This is a genomic window from bacterium, from assembly GCA_035419245.1.
GTDB lineage: Bacteria > Zhuqueibacterota > Zhuqueibacteria > Residuimicrobiales > Residuimicrobiaceae > JAKPUX01.
In genome coordinates this window covers 1-16665 of the sequence record DAOLSP010000006.1, presented here as the reverse complement: position 1 = coordinate 16665, position 16665 = coordinate 1, and the positions used below count along the sequence as shown (strand labels likewise).

Below are 16665 nucleotides of genomic sequence, written 5' to 3'. Positions count from 1 at the left end.
TCACGCGCCCTGCCGCTCGTACTCCTTGCGCTGCTGTGCGCTGAGGATCGTCTTGCGCAGACGGATTGATTTGGGGGTCACCTCGACCATCTCATCATCCTTGATGAATTCAATGGCCCGCTCCAGGGTCATCGGGGTGAAAGGCGTGAGCTGGATCGCCTCGTCCTTGGTCGAGCTGCGCATGTTGGTCAGCTTTTTCTGCTTGGTAGCATTGACATCGATATCGTTGTCACGGTTATGCTCGCCGACGATGTGACCCTCATAGGTGGGCTCGCCAGGACCGACGAAGAGGATGCCACGGGGCTCGAGGTTGCCCAGAGCGTAGGCGACGGTGTCACCGGAGCGGTCGGAGACGATGGATCCGGTCAGACGGGTGATAAAATCGCCGCGATAGGGTTCGTAGCCCGCCAGGAGAAAATTCATGATCCCTGTTCCCTTGGTATCCGTGAGAAACTCGTTGCGGTAGCCAATGAGCGAACGGGAGGGAACGGAGAATTCGACGCGGACGCGGCCGGTGCCATGGTTGACCAGGTTGACCATTCGCGCCTTGCGCCGGGAGAGTTTTTCGGTGACGATTCCGAGGAACTGCTCTTCACAATCGATGAACAGGTGCTCGATCGGTTCGTGACGGACGCCGTTGATGGTCTTGTAAATGACATTAGGCCGGCTGACGCAGAGTTCGAAATCCTCTCGCCGCATGGTCTCGATCAGTATGGCCATTTGAAATTCGCCGCGGCCCTTGACGATGAAACGGTCCGGACTTTCCCCCTCCTCGACGCGAATCGCGACATTCCGCAGGATCTCCTTCATCAGCCGTTCCCGCAGCTTACCCGACTGGACATTTTTCCCCTCGCGCCCGGAGAGGGGAGAGGTGTTGATGGTGAAAAGCATGGAGATGGTCGGCTCATCCACGGTGATCCGCTTCAGTGCCTTGGGAGCCTGCGCGGTGCAGATGGTGTCGCCGATATGGACCTCCTCGATGCCGGCAAGGATGATGATATCCCCGGGTTCGGCACGGTCGGCTTCGCGCAGAGCGATGCCATCATAGACCTGGATCCGCGTCACCCGCAGGGGTTGCAGACTCCCATCTTCAGCGATGCAGATCAGACTGTCGTTGTTGTAGGCGCTGCCGTTGAAGACCCGGCCAATGGCCAGACGGCCGAGATAATCTGAATAGTTGAGGTCGGAGACCAGCATCTGAAAGGGCTCTCCCGGGATGTAGCTGGGCGGCGGGATGTATTCGAGGATCGCTTTGAAGAGGGGCTGGAGGTCGTCTCCCGCTACGTCAAGGGCGCTCTGCGCGATCCCCTGACGCCCGATGGCATAGAGCACCGGAAACTCGATCTGCTCCTCCGTGGCGTCCAGGTCGATGAAAAGGTCATAGATCTCGTTGAGGACCTGCTGCGGCCGGGCATCCTTGCGGTCGATCTTGTTGATGACCACGATGATCTTGAGATCACCTTCGAGGGCTTTCTTGAGGACGAAGCGGGTCTGGGGCAGCGGCCCCTCCGAGGCATCGACCAGCAGGATCGCCCCATCGACCATCTTGAGAGCACGCTCGACCTCGCCTCCAAAATCGGCATGACCGGGTGTGTCGAGAATATTGATCTTGACGCCCTCCCAGCGGACCGAGCAGTTCTTGGCGGCGATGGTAATGCCGCGCTCGCGCTCGAGGTCCATATTGTCCATGATGCGCTCCTCGACTTGCTGGTTTTCACGAAAGAGACCGCTTTGACGCAGCATCTGATCGACGAGCGTGGTTTTGCCATGATCGACGTGGGCGATGATGGCGATATTGCGGATCAGCGGATTGTGACGGCTGTTTTTCATGGTGGCGACCCTGCTAAAAATAAGATGAGGGATTTTAATAAATTATCAAGCCTATAATATACGCAGAACAATAGTCAGATGCCAGACAAATATTAGCCCGATGCACCTATCCCCCCGTTCTGAGTTGTGGAGAGTCCATAAAAAAAGGCGAGCTGCCGGCAGCTCGCCTTTCTGGTTACAGGGTATTGCGCTTACTTGATCAGGGTCATCCGCTGGCTCAGCTCGGAATCCGGCATCTTGAGCACGTAGAGATACGCCCCGGTCGGGAGGTCATGCCCGTTGTCATCGCGGCCATCCCAGATCGCTGAGTAACTGCCCGCTTCCAGACGGTTGCTGATCAGGGTGCGGACGCGCTGGCCCTGCAGATTATAAATGGCCAGCAGGACCTGCCCCGGCTGCTTGACGGCATAGGCGATGCGAGTCTGGGCGTTGAAGGGATTGGGCGAGTTCTGTTCCAGGCGGTTCGCGGCCGGCTGGATCATCTCGATCATCACCGGTCCATGCCATTGCATCGTGCCGTTGGTGGCGATGTCTACGATCTGATAGTAATAGATCTGCCCCGTTTCAACCGAGTTGTCGACATAACGGTAGGTGTGGGCGCTGGCGCTGCTGCCGGCGCCGGGGATCATCCGGGTGTTGATCTGAGTGAAAATGCCATGCTCGTCGGTGGAGCGATAGACATTGAAACCCAGATTGTCACTCTCGGACTGGGTCTCCCATTGCAGCACCACCGAACCGTCCATCCGCGTCGCCGAAAAGGCGCTCATTTCCACCGGTGTATAGACCGGCACCAGATAGTCCTCCACCTCGCCATCCGGTGCCGGACCGTCCACGCCCAGGCCGGAGACTGTGCTGAAGCGGAAACGACAGAAGGAGAAAAGCTCTTTCAGACCCGTCATCGGCACGGCGACCGGAAGGGAATTGACGCCCGGCTGGAGGAGCACATTGGTGAGGACGTGATCCATCGCGTCATTCCAGTTGCCATCGCCCTTCCAGTCGAACCAGGCGTTGAGATAGCCCTGGGTGCTGGCTGTAACCTCGATCTGGGCGGATTGCCCCTGCACCAGACGGGTTTTGAACTCCACACCATCCTCATCATCAATGCCGGTGGCATCGTCGCCGTCGGCCTTGTCGCTGGGTGTCGCATCCTCCTCGGTGTCAATTAGAGCGCCAAGCATACAGCCGGGTTTGAACAGATGGCGCGCGCCGTTGTGGCTCAGCAGGGTGGGAAAGCCATGTTCCATGGCGTCGCCAAAGTCCATGCCGCCGCAGCTGGAGGTTGAGACCATCAGGCCGCTCCAATAGATCGAGTCGCCGGTATCCATTGGTGAGGTGAGGGTTGCCTTGATCTCGGTGACATCCCCGGGCACGCTTTTGAGGGTCAGGGTTTCGACCAGGACCTCATCGCCGAGATTGGGGTCATCGAAGGTTTTTGAGATGATCTGGGAACCGGCTTCAGCGCGCAGCACTGCCAGACGCTTGGAGCTCTCCTTCTCGGTGACGACAAAGGTCACGTCGACATCGCGTGGTGCGGTTGCCGCCGGGATGGACCAGGTTTCGCTCCAGGAGAGCGGCCGGTCGCTAGCCTCCCACCACAAACCCTTGTGCACCAGTTGGCCCGCGGAAAAGCGGGCATCGGGATTCTTGCGGAAGATGTAGGCAATCACGCCCCGCGCCGCATAATATCCCGGATTGGTGTCGCCCTCGACGTAGATCTTGATCCAGTTCGCGGGTTTGAGCAGGGTTTCATAATGGTATCCATATCCCTCGGTGATGACCGTTGGTTTATCCAGATGGATCTTGTCGGCCGGGGTGGCGATGTAGACTTCATCGGGCGGCGTCACTTCGGGGGGCACTTTGGCGACTACCTGAATGAGGATGCTGTCGACATTCGCAGGATTGGGGATGTAGAGGATTTTGGGGTAGGCCACAGAGGCCGACCGGTTTCCCAATCCTGCGGCGATAATTTCGACCTGGGACTGGTCTCCACACGTGAAATGCCATGGGTGATCCTGGGCTCCGGCCGGCAGAACGGCCAGGAGCAGCACTGCCCAAATGAGGATCACGATCGGTTTCGTTTTGAACATCTTTTCCTCCCCGGAGCAAGAGGGCGCTGGGCAGCAGTCCAGGTGCCATCTAAAAGCGTCACCTCTGTCCCTTTTCTTTGACACCGCGATGAATCGTGATTTCAACCAAGTGATTGAAATACAATTCATTAGGAATTATCATCGTTTCAATCCGGCCTCTATTTTACAATAATCGGACCAGATTCGAAAATTCTGGCTTTTTACCTTCAGGTTGTTTAATTTATTCTTGCTACTTCATCCGGTTACCGTGACCGATGCTGAAAGAATTCGGGCATTGCTGCAAGCCCCTTTTCGGGAGAGCGAAACCTATGCGTATTGCCGTTCTTCAGTTGCCCTGGATGCCGCTCTTTCTCATTCTGACTGTTCCGGCGTTTGCCTCTACTCGCGAGGCCGGAAGCTGGCACAAGATCACGCCGCCGCTCGCGACGCGCTGGAGTGCAGCGGTCGGGCCGGAGAATGCCCGCCCGGAATATCCCAATCCGGCGATGGCCCGCCCGAATTGGCTTTCGCTCAACGGGCTGTGGCGCTATGCCATCCGCCCGCGCGGCTCCGAGGCACCGGGTTCGGGCGAGTCAGAGTGGGAAGGCGAAATTCTGACACCCTATCCGGTCGAATCGGCCCTCTCCGGCGTGCAGCGCAGCGTCTCGGAAAAAGAGCGGCTGTGGTATCGTCGCGGTTTTACGGTTCCGGCGGAATGGCGCCGGCAGCGGATCCTGCTCCACTTCGAGGCGGTCGATTGGCAGGCGCAGATTTGGGTCAACGGCATCGAAGTCGGCAGTCATGAGGGCGGATACGATCCCTTCGAGTTGGATATTACAGCAGCCCTCAAGTCGGGCGAGGCGCAGACATTGATGGTGGCGGTGTGGGATCCGACCGATACCGGCACCCAACCTCGCGGCAAACAGGTGCTCCATCCCGGCGGCATTTTTTACACCCCGTGCACGGGGATATGGGGAAGTGTCTGGCTTGAACTGGTGCCGGATAGCCATATCCGCGACCTGTTTATTGTGCCGGAGGCTTCCCGGGGCATCCTGACAGTGCGCGGTCTCATCGAAAAGCCGGGGCCGCAGGACCGCCTCAAGGTCACCGCATCCGACGGGCCGGCCATCGTCGCCACCGCCGAGGCGGCTGTCAGCGCCGCGATTCGTTTGCAGATTCCGGATCCGAAACTCTGGTGGCCGAATGCTCCCCATCTCTATGACCTCCGCATCCAGCTCTTGCGTCAGAACAAGGTGATCGATGAGGTCACTAGCTATGCCGGCTTGCGTTCGATTACCCTCGGCACCGACGAGGTCGGCGTGACCCGGCTGCTCCTCAATGGCGTCCCGCTCTTCCAGGCCGGTCCTCTGGACCAGGGGTTCTGGCCGGACGGTATCTACACCGCGCCAACTGAAGCCGCGATGCTCTATGATCTTGAGGTGCTCAAGCGGCTGGGCTTTAACATGCTGCGCAAGCATGTCAAGGTCGAACCACGGCGGTTCTATTATCATTGCGACCGCCTCGGCCTGCTGGTGTGGCAGGATATGCCCAGCGGCGACCGATCCATCGAGCCTGGCGATCCGGATATCGAGCGCACCCCGGAATCGGCACGCCAGTATTACCATGAACTCGAACGCCTCATCACCACCCACTTCAATCACCCCAGTATCGTCATGTGGGTGCCCTTCAATGAGGGCTGGGGGCAGTTTGAAACGGCGCGGGTGGTGGAGTTCATCCGCGGTCTCGATTCCACCCGCCTGGTCAATCAAGCCAGCGGCTGGTCTGAACGCGGAGCCGGCGATGTGGTGGACTGGCATCGATATCCCGGACCGGATTCTCCGCAGCCGGAGGCCCATCGTGCCGCCGTCCTCGGCGAATTCGGCGGTCTCGGTCTGAAGATCCCCGGCCACATGTGGGCGGAGAAGAACTGGGGGTATCAGGTGATGGCCGATGTGGTGGATCTGCAACGGCGTTACCAGGAACTCTGGACCAGGGTCTGGGAGCTGCAGGAGAAACCGGGCCTGAGTGCCGCGGTCTATACGCAAACCACCGATGTTGAAACCGAAGCGAACGGCTTGATGACCTACGACCGCGAAGTCATTAAACAGGACACCACCAGAGCCCCGTTGATCCATTCCGGGCGGATGCCCGCCCTGCCGGGGGTGAAATAGGGCGATTTATCCAAGGGAGGACGCAACGCCATGAAACGATCGATGCTATTCTGGCTGGCCGGGCTGATCTCCACGGCGGCCCTTTCCGCTGCAGAGGTGCGTCTGGACTCTCCGGACGGCCAAATCCAGCTCAAGGTGATGGTCGGAGAGAACATCCGCTATGCTGTTTTCTGGCACGGCAGCGAGGTGATCCGGCCCTCCGAAATCTCGCTGCTTCTCGATAACAACCGTCATGTCGGAGCGGCACCGCGGCTGCAAAAGAGCAGCCGCAGCAGCGTCGACCAACTGCTCGAGCCTGTGGTCCGGCAAAAAAGCACCCGGATACGCGACCGCTATAACGAGATCCTGCTCGACTTCAAGGGGAACTACAGCCTCCGCTTCCGCGCCTACGACAACGGCGCAGCCTGGCGGTGGGAGACCCGCTTCCCCGGCCGTGTCAAGGTGCTTTACGAACAGGCGCTTTTCGATTTCGCCGGCGACCAGAAAATCTATTTCGGCGAGGAACCCAGTTTCTACAGCCATCAGGAACGCCTCTTTCTGCCGACGCGCCTGCAGGAGATCACCAGCCGCCGCCAGGCCGTGGCGCCCGTCCTGGTCGAAGTGGACAAGGGCCCACGCGTGCTGATCTCCGAGGTGGATCTGAAGGATTATCCGGGCCTCTGGTTCACCGGCAGCGACCAGCGCGCTACGACTCTGGTCGGCCGCTTCCCAGCTGTTGTTCTGAAAGACACCACAACCTCCGACCGCGATGTCAAACCCCTGGTGCGGGCCGATTATATTGCCGAGACCGCCGGAACCCGCACCTACCCCTGGCGCCTGATGGTCCTGGCCGGCCGCGATGCCGACCTCATCAGCAACAGCCTGGTTTACCAGCTTTCCCAGCCGGAGAAGATCAGGGATGCCGCCTGGATCAAACCGGGCAAGGTGGCGTGGGACTGGTGGAACGCCCTTAATCTATTTGGCGTCGATTTCAAGGCGGGGCTCAATACCGCCACGTACAAACACTATATCGATTTCGCCGCGGAGTATGGACTGGACTATGTGATCCTCGACGAGGGCTGGTACACACTCGGCAACGTCCTGGCGGTCAATCCGGAGATCAACATGGAGGAACTGCTGGCGCACGCCCGCTCCAAAAAGGTCGGCATCATCCTCTGGGTGACCTGGAAAAGCCTGCTCGACCAGCTCCAGCCGGCCCTGGCGCAATATGCCGCCTGGGGTATCAAGGGTATCAAGATAGATTTCATGCAGCGGGACGATCAATGGATGGTCAACTATTACTGGAAGATCGCTGAAGCGGCGGCAGGATACCATTTGCTGGTCGATTTTCACGGGGCGTACAAGCCGGCCGGACTTGAGCGCGCCTGGCCAAATGTGCTCACCCGCGAAGGGGTCAAGGGGCTGGAAAATGTTAAATGGAGCCGCGACATCACCCCGGAGCATGACGTAACCCTGCCCTTCACCCGCATGGCCGTTGGCCCGATGGATTACACCCCGGGAGCGATGGTCAATGCGACGCCGGAGCAGTTCCACCCCGTCTTCGACATGCCGATGAGCATGACCACGCGCTGCCATCAGATGGCGCTGTATGTCGTCTACGAAAGTCCGCTGCAGATGCTCGCCGACTCGCCGAGCCGTTACCGTCAAGAGCCCGAGTGCACCCGTTTCATCGCAGCGGTGCCTGCGGTCTGGGATACGACGATCGTCCTCGATGCCCGGATCGCCGACTATGTGCTGATCGCCCGCCGCAGCGGCTCGACCTGGTATCTAGGCGCCCTGACCGACGGTTTCGCCCGGCAGCTGGATCTCGATCTCTCCTTTCTGCCATCGGGGCGGTATGCCCTGACGCTTTTTGTCGACGGTCCCAACGCCGAACGCGTAGCGATGGATTACACCCGGGTAGTTCGGAGTGTCACCGCAGGCGACCCGCTCCGGCTCGATTTGGCGCCGGGCGGCGGCGCGGTCGCGATGCTGACGCCGGAGAAGTAATTTGCTGCAGGGCGCTGAGGAATCCCTTGCTTTATACTTTTTAATCATTTATATTAGCCCGTGATTCTTGCAGGCACAGAGATAGCACAACCCGTCGTCCTCGCACCCCTGGCGGGCTGGACCGATACGGTTTTCCGGCAAATTTGCAAAGAGTTCGGCGTGGGCCTTATTTTCACCGAGATGGCCAGCGCCGACGCCCTTGTGCGCAACAAGACGCGGACGATGGATATTTGCCGCTTTACAGCGGCGGAGCGTCCCATCGGCATCCAGCTTTTTGGCGCTGAGGCAGAGACCCTGGGGCGGGCAGCGGCCATCGTCGCTGCCGAACTACAGCCCGATTTCATCGATATCAATTTTGGCTGTCCCGCCAAGAAAGTTGTAAAACGGGGCGGGGGATCGGCGCTGATGCGCGATCTTTCGCTGCTTGAGGCGATCGGCCGGGCGGTGGTCAGCGCCAGCCCGATCCCGGTGACCGCAAAGCTCAGGGCCGGTTGGAATGACCACGTCGTTGTTGAAGCCTGTCAGCAACTCGAGGCCGTCGGCATCGCAGCGGTCACCATCCACCCCCGCACCCAAAAGATGGGATTCAAGGGGGCAGCGGATTGGCGGCTGATTGCAGCAGTCAAAGAGGCGGTCCGCATCCCGGTGATTGGCAATGGCGATGTCACCTGCGCTGCGGATGCCCTACGTATGTTTGCGGAGACCGGCTGCGATCTGGTCATGATCGGCCGAGCGGCTCAGGGCAATCCTTGGATTTTTCATCAGACCATCGCAATGTTGCGCGATGGCATTGAAATACCACCGCCCGCCGCAGCGGAACGGCTGCGTCTCTGCCTCCATCACCTCGATCTCCAGGAAGAGACCTATGGCGCGCAGGTGGCCGTCCTCACCATGCGCAAGCATATCGCCAGCTATCTCAAAGGGCTGCCCCACGCCACTGAGGTCAAGGCGCAGATTTTCCGCCAGACCAACATCGCCCAGGTCCGGCGTGAATTGCAGGCGTATCGGACGTCCATTTTGCCGGCGGCTGCCGGCGCTTGAAGACCCTACAAGGCAGGAGTATATCCTGCTTTTTTCTTTCTAACTGCTAAGGATGGGCCAGGGACGGGTGTGAATCCGCACCCTGGTCCTGAACTTTCTCACCTTCCTCCGGAGGATGCATGTCGAAGCGGAAAGCCATTATCATGGGTGCTGCAGGCCGGGATTTCCACAATTTTAACCTCTATTTCCGTCAGAATTCCGACTATGAGGTGGTCGCCTTCACCGCGACCCAGATCCCCAACATCGACGACCGCAAATACCCGGCTGAATTGGCTGGTGCACTCTATCCCAACGGTATCCCTATCGAGCCCGAAGATAGCCTGCCCGAGCTCATTCGCAATAACGGGGTGGACGAGGTCTTTTTTGCCTACAGTGATGTGCCACATACCTATGTCATGCACAAGGGATCCCTGGTCAACGCTCTGGGTGCGACGTTTTCCCTTCTCGGTCCCAAATTTTCGATGATCAAATCGCGCGTGCCGGTCGTGGCGGTCTGCGCGGTGCGCACAGGCTGCGGCAAGAGTCAGACCACGCGCCGAGTCGCGGAGATCCTGATGGCCCGCGGCAAGCGTGTCGTCGCCATCCGCCACCCGATGCCGTACGGCGATCTGGTCAAGCAGCGGGTGCAGCGTTTCGGGTCGCTGGCTGACCTTGAGAAGCACCAGTGTACGATCGAGGAGATGGAAGAGTACGAACCCCATATCACCCGCGGGATCATCGTCTATGCGGGCGTCGATTACGGCGCCATTCTCGAGCAAGCCGAAAAAGAGGCGGATGTCATCCTCTGGGACGGGGGGAACAACGATACTCCCTTCTACCAGCCGGACCTCCATATCGTGGTGGTGGACCCGCTGCGTCCCGGACACGAGATCACCTATCATCCTGGCGAGACCAACCTGCGTATGGCGGATTGTCTCGTCATCAACAAGGAGGTCGAGGCGAGTCTCGAGGATCTGCGAACCGTCAAGAACCACATTCGCGTCTACAATCCCCGCGCCGTGGTCATCGATGCGGCTTCCCCCATCCGCGTCGAGCATCCCGAACTGCTGGCGGGCAAACGCGCCCTGGTGGTCGAGGACGGGCCGACTCTCACCCATGGCGAGATGACCTTTGGGGCTGGCATTGTCGCCGCACAGCGCTACGGCGCCGCCCTGGTCGATCCCCGGCCTTGGCTCAAGGGATCGCTGATCGAGACTTTTGCCAAATACACGGGTATCGGTACCCTGCTGCCGGCCATGGGGTATGGTGCGGAGCAAATGCGCGACCTCGAAGCCACCATCAACGCGGCCGAGTGCGATGTCGTCGTCATCGGAACCCCTATCGATCTCCGCCGCATCATCAAGCTCAACAAACCGAGCGTGCGCGTCTTTTACGATCTGCAGGAGATCGGCGAGCCGACCCTGCAAGATGTCCTGGCGCGTTTTTAGCGGGAGCCGGCGCGTGCCTGGTGCAGCGGACCATCCGATTGCCGTCGTCGCCCTCGGCGGCAATGCCATCACCCGCGAGTTCGAGGAGGGCGACATCTATCAGCAGTTCGCCAATACCCGGCGCGCCCTGATGGGGGTTGCCGACCTGATAGAGCGCGGCTACCGCCTCGCCATCACCCATGGCAACGGCCCGCAGGTGGGGCATGCGCTGATGCGCGTCGAACAGACCCGGCATCTGGTGCCCCCGATACCGCTCGGGGTGATCGTCGCCGACCTTGAGGGTGGCATGGGCTATATGATCGAACAATCCCTGATCAATAAGCTGCTGTTGCGCGGCATCCGCCGCGAGGTGGTTACGCTACTGGCGCAAGTCGTAGTGGACCGGAACGATCCCTCCATCCGCCATCCGACTAAGTTCGTCGGCCCCTTCTACCGGCAGGAGGAGGTGGCCGAACTGGTCGAGAAACGCGGCTATCTCATCCGCGAGGATCCCGGGCGCGGCTATCGCCGAGTGGTACCCTCACCGCGGCCGCAACAGGTGGTTCAGGCGAACACGATCCGCCGGCTGGTGCAAGAGGGCACCATCGTCATCACCGCCGGCGGGGGAGGCATCCCCGTCTATCGCGAGGAAGATGGTCGGCTGGAAGGGGTGGACGCCGTCATCGACAAGGATCTGGCCTCGGCGGTGCTCGCCCGGGAGATCGGTGCGACCGAACTCTACATCCTCACCGCTGTCGACCGGGTCGCGCTGAATTTTAACAAACCGGGTGAACGCTTCCTCGACCGTCTGACGATTGCCGGGGCGCAGCGGTACCTTGCGGCGGGTCAGTTTCCGCAAGGCTCGATGGGGCCCAAAATCGAGGCAGCCGTACAGTTCATCGCGGCCGGGGGCCAAAAAGCGATCATCACCTCGGTCGAACGGTTGTCCGAAGCCCTGGCCGGTGAAACCGGGACCACCATTGTTCCGTAGCCGGACAGCTGGATGGACTTTCACAATCCCTTTGAATGGAGTATGCATACATGGCCGAAGAAACGCTCCGCAGGAAACGGGAGGCGGTCATCACCATCAACACCGCCTGGTGCAAGGGGTGCGTCATCTGCGTCGAACTCTGCCCTGAAAGGGTCCTGGTGATGGAAAGCGGCAAGGCCAAAGTCGCCGATCTGGAGAAATGCACGGTTTGCGGCCTTTGCGAGCTGCGCTGCCCGGATTTCGCCATCACGGTCGTGGATAAAAACAAAACTGAAAAAGCAGGTGAATAGGCGATGGCTGAAGAAAAGAGAATCCGGGTTCTGACCGGCAACGAGGCATGCGCCGAAGGCGCCCTGGCGGCCGGCATGCGCTTTTACGCGGGCTACCCCATCACCCCTTCGTCCGAGGTGGCCGAGGTGCTCGCCGTCGAGCTGCCGAAGCTCGGCGGGGTTTTCATCCAGATGGAGGATGAGATTGCCTCCATGGGAGCGATCATTGGTGGTTCGCTGGCGGGAGTTAAATCGATGACCGCGACCAGCGGGCCGGGTTTTTCCCTGATGCAGGAAAATATTGGCTTCGCCGCTATGGCGGAAGTGCCCTGCGTAGTCGTCAACGTCATGCGGGGCGGCCCCAGCACCGGCCTGCCCACCCTGCCCGCTCAGGGAGATGTCATGCAGGCGCGCTGGGGTACCCATGGGGATCATCCCATCATCGTGCTGGCCCCCTTCAGCGTGGCCGAAACCTATGAGCTGACCGTGCGCGCCTTCAACCTCTCCGAGCAATACCGGACCCCGGTCATCCTGCTGCTCGACGAGATCATCGGTCACGTTAATGAAAAGGTCGAGCTGATTCCCGCCGAACAGCTTGAGACTGTCAACCGGACCAGGCCGGAAGAACCACCGCAAGAGTACAAACCCTACCGCCATACCGCCTCCGGGGTGCCGCCGATGGTTCCCTACGGGGAGGGCTACCGGTTTCATGTCACCGGGCTGGCGCACGATGAAACCGGCTTTCCGACCAACAGCGCCGCGGAGATCGGCCGGTTGATGGAACGGCAACACCGCAAGATCGAACAAGCTCGCGACCATATCGTCGCGGTGGAACGGTTCATGATGGAGGATGCCGAGATCGGAATCATCGCCTACGGATCGACAGCCCGCTCGGCACGTCATGCCGTGCGCCTGGCGCGTGAAGCTGGCAAGCGGGTGGGACTGCTGCGGCTTAAGACGCTTTGGCCCTTCGCAGAGGTGGAGATCCGTTCGCATCTCGGCCAGATCAAGCAGTGGATTGTACCCGAGATGAATCTGGGGCAGATGGCCCATGAGGTCGAATGGGCGGTAGCTGGCGCCGTTCCGGTCGCCTCTCTCAATAAGGTCAACGGCGACCCGATCAGCCCCGCCGAAATCTGCCAGGTCATCCCCGATTGAACCGGATTGGAAGGAGAGTAGTATTATGTTCAATTATGACAGTTACTTGCGGCTGGACAAGTTCCCCCTGATCTGGTGTTCGGGCTGCGGGGACGGCATCGTTCTCAAGGCGATGATCCGCGCCATCGACAAGCTCGGGCTGCAAAAGGATGACATCTGCATGGTTTCCGGTATCGGCTGTTCCAGCCGGTTGACCGGCTATGTTGATTTCAATACCCTGCATACGACGCATGGGCGCGCCTTGACCTTTGCCACAGGAATCAAGATGGCCAAACCCCGGCTGCACGTCATCGTCGTCACCGGGGATGGCGACGCCACCGCCATCGGAGGCAACCACTACATTCACGCCGCACGTCGCAATATCGATATCACCGTAATCCTTTTTAATAATTTTATCTATGGCATGACCGGCGGCCAGGTTTCGCCGACCACCCCTAAGGGCAAGCGGGCCAGTACCGCCCCCTTTGGCAATTTTGAGAATGCCTTCAATATCAGTGGGCTCGCGCAGGCCGCCGGTGCCAGTTTTGTGGCGCGCGCCACGGTGTACAACGCCGTGCAGCTCGAAAAGATCATCCAGCGTGCGATCGAGAAGAAGGGATTTTCGCTGGTGGAGGTACTTTCCCCTTGTCCGACGGCGTATGGACGGCGCAACCGTGAGGGCACGCCGGTGGATATGATCCTGCAGCAAAAAGAGCGGAACGTCAACGTCGCTGCAGTAGAAAAGATGACGCCGGAGGAGCTTGAGGGCAAGATCGTAACCGGTGTACTGACCGATATCGAACGGCCTGAGTGCCGCGAAGAGTACCAAAAATTGATCGATTCACTCAGCAAGGAGGGAGGACCGCGATGAGCTTCCGTTATGAAATTCGCCTGAGCGGAGAAGGCGGTCAGGGGCTGGTGCTGGCGGGCAAGATTCTTGCCGAAGCGGCCGCAGTCTATGACGACCTCAATGCCACCCAGAGCCAGAGCTACGGTCCGGAGGCGCGCGGTGGTGCCAGCCGTTCGGAGGTGATCATTTCCGATGAAGAGATCGACTATCCCAAGGCGGTCAACATCGATCTGCTCCTGGCCCTCACCCAGGAGTCCTGTGACCGTTACGGCCGCGATCTCAAGCCGAAAGGGATTTTGCTGGTGGACAGCGAGGCGGTCAAGCGGCCGCCGCAAGGGGATTTCACCGTGATCAGCGTTCCGATCATCGGTCTGGCGCGCGACCGGGTGGGACGGGCGCTGGTCGCCAATATCGTCGCCCTCGGCTTTATTGCCGGGATCTCCAATATCGTCTCGGAAAAATCACTGCGTTCAGCGATCGAGGCCCGCGTCCCCAAGGGTACCGAGCAGCTCAATCTCTCCGCTTTCTCCATTGGCTTGGATGAGGCGCGCGCTATCATGAAGGAAGGCCAGAAATAGCCGGATCTGCAGTTACTTTACAGGAGTACCATGCAAAGAACACTTGCCATTTGCAAACCCGATTGTGTCGCCCGTCAGCTCACCGGCCAGGTATTGGCGCGGATCGAAGCGGCGGGTTTTCGCATCGTCGCCCTCAAGATGATCCGGATGTCCCCGGAACAGGCCGAGGGCTTTTATACAGTCCACAAGGGGAAGCCTTTTTTCCCCGAATTGATGAAATTTATGACCGAGGGGCCGGTTGTGGTCGCGGTCCTGGAGAAGGAGGGGGCGGTGGAGGCCTGGCGTGCCCTGATGGGAGCGACCAATCCCACGAATGCCGAGCCGGGCACGTTGCGCCGGGATCTGGCCGAGAGCATGACCCGTAATGTGGTGCATGGCTCCGATTCCCCGGAGAACGCTTGCCGCGAGATCGCTTTTTTCTTCAGCGAAAGCGAACTGCTGGGTGCGGCAAAATGAATCAAATTCAGGAAAATGGCATTTTTCTCTTGACTATGAGTCGCTTTATTGCTAAATTTTCCACGATTTTCGAAAGAAAAAAACGTGCTGCGTCTTGAAATCGCCAGTCTTTCGCCCGGCCACTATGAAGAGCCCCGGCATGCTGTTGCCGCGGATCTCGGGCTGCAGCAGTGGGCTGAATTCACGGCACCCATCGATATCCGGTTGCACCTTGACAAGGCTTCCGACGAACTCATCGTCCAGATCGATTGGCAGACCGTGATCTCCAGCTGCTGCGACCGCTGCGCGGAACCCTTGCAAACCTCCTTGAGCGACAGCCTTACGGTTGTCTATACCTGGAATCCGGAAGAATACGGAGGGGAGGCGGAAGAAGAGGTTGTTTTGATCAGCGAATCGACCCGTGAAGTCGATCTGGCCGATCCTTTGCGGCAAAGCCTGATTCTGGCGCTGCCTGCCAAGCAGCTGTGCAGCGACGAATGCCGGGGATTGTGCAGCCGCTGCGGCGCGAATCTGAATCTTGAACCCTGCAAGTGCCCGCCGGAACCTGTCGATCCGCGCTGGGAGAAACTCAATCAACTCCTTAACCGAAAGAATTAATCATGCCTCTACCCAAAAGAAGACACTCCAGTGCGCGCCGCGACAAACGACGGGCGAACTGGAAAGCAGCCACACCCACGGTGACCGAGTGCGCCAATTGCCATCAGCCCAAACTCTCCCACCGTGCTTGCCCCAGCTGTGGCTATTACAAAAGCCGTTCGGTCTTTTTGCCCAGAGAGTCATAAATCTGACCCTATTTCCCACCATTCCTGGCGTGACCTCAAGAATGTCAAGGATTCTTGAGGTCATGTTCGTTTGAACTCTTTCCGGAGTCTTAATTGATCAGGATCGCATTGGATGCCATGGGAGGGGATAATGCCCCTCATGATGTCGTGCATGGAGGCGTTGAAGCCGCACGGGCCGCAAAGGGCGATCTCGAGGTTGTGATGGTGGGAGATGAGGCGATAATACGACAGCAGTTACAGCGTCATTTCCACATTCAGGATCTGCACCTGTCGGTCGTGCATGCCTCACAGGCCATCGCCATGGATGAGGCGCCGGCGACCGCTGTCAAGCAAAAGAGCGATGCATCCATCACCGTAGCCATGCGTCTGCACAAGGAGGGCAAAGTCGATGCGGTGGTCAGCGCTGGCAACACCGGCGCCATCATGACCTCGGCCTTGTTCACGCTCAAGCGTATGGAAGGGATCCGCCGGCCGGCGATCACCACCTTTCTCCCCACGGAGAAAGGGCGGATGCTGCTGCTCGATGTTGGTGCCAATGTCGAGAACAAACCCCAGGATCTGGTCCAATTCGCTATCATGGCCAGCACCTATTACAGTTCGCTTTTCGATGTGGCGCGCCCGAGCGTCGGTTTGCTCAACATCGGCCATGAGTCGATCAAAGGCAACGAGATGACACAGCAGGCCTATAGGCTGCTTTCCTCCTCCAATCTCAATTTTATCGGCAATGTCGAGGGCGGCGATCTCTTGCACGGTGCGGCCAATGTAGTGGTCTGCGATGGCTTCGTTGGCAATGTGGTGCTAAAGTTCGGCGAAAGTCTCCTGAGCATGTTCACATCGAATCTGCGCCGCCTCAGCCGCAAATACATCTTTTCGCAGCTCGGTGCGGTGATGATGAAGCCGACCTTTGACGGGATCCGCAAGATTTTTGACTATCAGGAGTATGGCGGCGCACCCATGCTCGGTGTACAAGGCATTTGTTTCAAAGCGCACGGCCGATCCACCCCGCGCGCCATCCGTAATGCGATCCTCGCGGCCAAGAAAATGGCGGATGGCAACATTAACCAACGGATTCAGCAAGAAATCCAGGCCTGTGGCGCTT

15 protein-coding genes are annotated in these 16665 nt (G+C 59.3%); 13 read left to right on the top strand and 2 right to left on the bottom strand.

The features are described 5' to 3' along the window. Together typA and PLH32_09685 are read right to left on the bottom strand one after the other, a co-directional pair. Window positions 1-1830: a translational GTPase TypA gene (gene typA, locus PLH32_09690; protein HQJ64868.1), complete on the bottom strand. Its 1830-nt coding sequence runs from the start codon at window positions 1828-1830 to the stop codon at window positions 1-3. Window positions 1831-2021: 191 nt separating this feature from the next. Further along, window positions 2022-3917, bottom strand: a complete 1896-nt coding sequence (locus PLH32_09685) for a FlgD immunoglobulin-like domain containing protein (GenBank protein HQJ64867.1) — start codon at window positions 3915-3917, stop codon at window positions 2022-2024. A 308-nt stretch (window positions 3918-4225) separates the two neighbouring features. Between PLH32_09685 and PLH32_09680 the strand changes: the two genes are divergently transcribed. The 13 genes from PLH32_09680 to plsX all read left to right on the top strand — a co-directional run. Continuing rightward, complete coding sequence (locus tag PLH32_09680) at window positions 4226-6067, top strand: glycoside hydrolase family 2 TIM barrel-domain containing protein (protein ID HQJ64866.1); 1842 nt, start codon at window positions 4226-4228, stop codon at window positions 6065-6067. A 30-nt stretch (window positions 6068-6097) separates the two neighbouring features. Continuing rightward, entirely contained in the window at window positions 6098-8056 is a 1959-nt protein-coding gene (locus PLH32_09675; protein HQJ64865.1) for a glycoside hydrolase family 97 protein, read from the top strand. A 60-nt stretch (window positions 8057-8116) separates the two neighbouring features. Then, window positions 8117-9097, top strand: a complete 981-nt coding sequence (dusB, locus tag PLH32_09670) for a tRNA dihydrouridine synthase DusB (protein HQJ64864.1) — start codon at window positions 8117-8119, stop codon at window positions 9095-9097. Window positions 9098-9216: 119 nt separating this feature from the next. After that, the gene (locus PLH32_09665) at window positions 9217-10524 is read left to right on the top strand and encodes a cyclic 2,3-diphosphoglycerate synthase (protein ID HQJ64863.1); all 1308 of its coding nucleotides are present in this window, start codon (window positions 9217-9219) and stop codon (window positions 10522-10524) included. A 13-nt stretch (window positions 10525-10537) separates the two neighbouring features. Then, window positions 10538-11494 (top strand): carbamate kinase, encoded by a 957-nt coding sequence (arcC, locus tag PLH32_09660; GenBank protein HQJ64862.1) that lies wholly within the window; start codon window positions 10538-10540, stop codon window positions 11492-11494. Window positions 11495-11544: 50 nt separating this feature from the next. Next, on the top strand, window positions 11545-11784 hold the full coding sequence (locus PLH32_09655) for a 4Fe-4S binding protein (GenBank protein HQJ64861.1): 240 nt from the start codon (window positions 11545-11547) through the stop codon (window positions 11782-11784). Between the two features lie 3 nt (window positions 11785-11787). Continuing rightward, on the top strand, window positions 11788-12921 hold the full coding sequence (locus tag PLH32_09650) for a 2-oxoacid:acceptor oxidoreductase subunit alpha (protein ID HQJ64860.1): 1134 nt from the start codon (window positions 11788-11790) through the stop codon (window positions 12919-12921). A gap of 22 nt (window positions 12922-12943) precedes the next feature. Further along, a complete protein-coding gene (locus tag PLH32_09645) occupies window positions 12944-13771 on the top strand; it encodes a 2-oxoacid:ferredoxin oxidoreductase subunit beta (protein ID HQJ64859.1) in 828 nt (275 codons plus the stop codon). Beyond that, window positions 13768-14328, top strand: a complete 561-nt coding sequence (locus PLH32_09640) for a 2-oxoacid:acceptor oxidoreductase family protein (protein HQJ64858.1) — start codon at window positions 13768-13770, stop codon at window positions 14326-14328. The genes PLH32_09645 and PLH32_09640 overlap by 4 nt, the downstream gene beginning before the upstream one ends. 30 nt (window positions 14329-14358) lie before the next feature. Beyond that, window positions 14359-14784: a nucleoside-diphosphate kinase gene (gene ndk / locus PLH32_09635; protein ID HQJ64857.1), complete on the top strand. Its 426-nt coding sequence runs from the start codon at window positions 14359-14361 to the stop codon at window positions 14782-14784. An 84-nt stretch (window positions 14785-14868) separates the two neighbouring features. Beyond that, window positions 14869-15381: a DUF177 domain-containing protein gene (locus PLH32_09630; GenBank protein HQJ64856.1), complete on the top strand. Its 513-nt coding sequence runs from the start codon at window positions 14869-14871 to the stop codon at window positions 15379-15381. Between the two features lie 2 nt (window positions 15382-15383). After that, window positions 15384-15566 carry a 50S ribosomal protein L32 gene (gene rpmF / locus PLH32_09625; protein HQJ64855.1) on the top strand — a complete coding sequence of 61 codons (183 nt, stop codon included), beginning with the start codon at window positions 15384-15386 and terminating at the stop codon, window positions 15564-15566. 93 nt (window positions 15567-15659) lie between these two features. Beyond that, window positions 15660-16665 (top strand): phosphate acyltransferase PlsX (gene plsX / locus PLH32_09620; GenBank protein HQJ64854.1); only part of this gene is annotated, 1006 nt, incomplete at its 3' end.

Bases quoted from the DNA above. Each gene is read 5' to 3' on its own strand.
- typA (HQJ64868.1), bottom strand. From the start codon at position 1,830: ATGAAAAACAGCCGTCACAATCCGCTGATCCGCAATATCGCCATCATC.
- PLH32_09685 (HQJ64867.1), bottom strand. From the start codon at position 3,917: ATGTTCAAAACGAAACCGATCGTGATCCTCATTTGGGCAGTGCTGCTC.
- PLH32_09680 (HQJ64866.1), top strand. From the start codon at position 4,226: ATGCGTATTGCCGTTCTTCAGTTGCCCTGGATGCCGCTCTTTCTCATT.
- PLH32_09675 (HQJ64865.1), top strand. From the start codon at position 6,098: ATGAAACGATCGATGCTATTCTGGCTGGCCGGGCTGATCTCCACGGCG.
- PLH32_09665 (HQJ64863.1), top strand. From the start codon at position 9,217: ATGTCGAAGCGGAAAGCCATTATCATGGGTGCTGCAGGCCGGGATTTC.
- PLH32_09655 (HQJ64861.1), top strand. From the start codon at position 11,545: ATGGCCGAAGAAACGCTCCGCAGGAAACGGGAGGCGGTCATCACCATC.
- PLH32_09650 (HQJ64860.1), top strand. From the start codon at position 11,788: ATGGCTGAAGAAAAGAGAATCCGGGTTCTGACCGGCAACGAGGCATGC.
- PLH32_09640 (HQJ64858.1), top strand. From the start codon at position 13,768: ATGAGCTTCCGTTATGAAATTCGCCTGAGCGGAGAAGGCGGTCAGGGG.
- ndk (HQJ64857.1), top strand. From the start codon at position 14,359: ATGCAAAGAACACTTGCCATTTGCAAACCCGATTGTGTCGCCCGTCAG.
- rpmF (HQJ64855.1), top strand. From the start codon at position 15,384: ATGCCTCTACCCAAAAGAAGACACTCCAGTGCGCGCCGCGACAAACGA.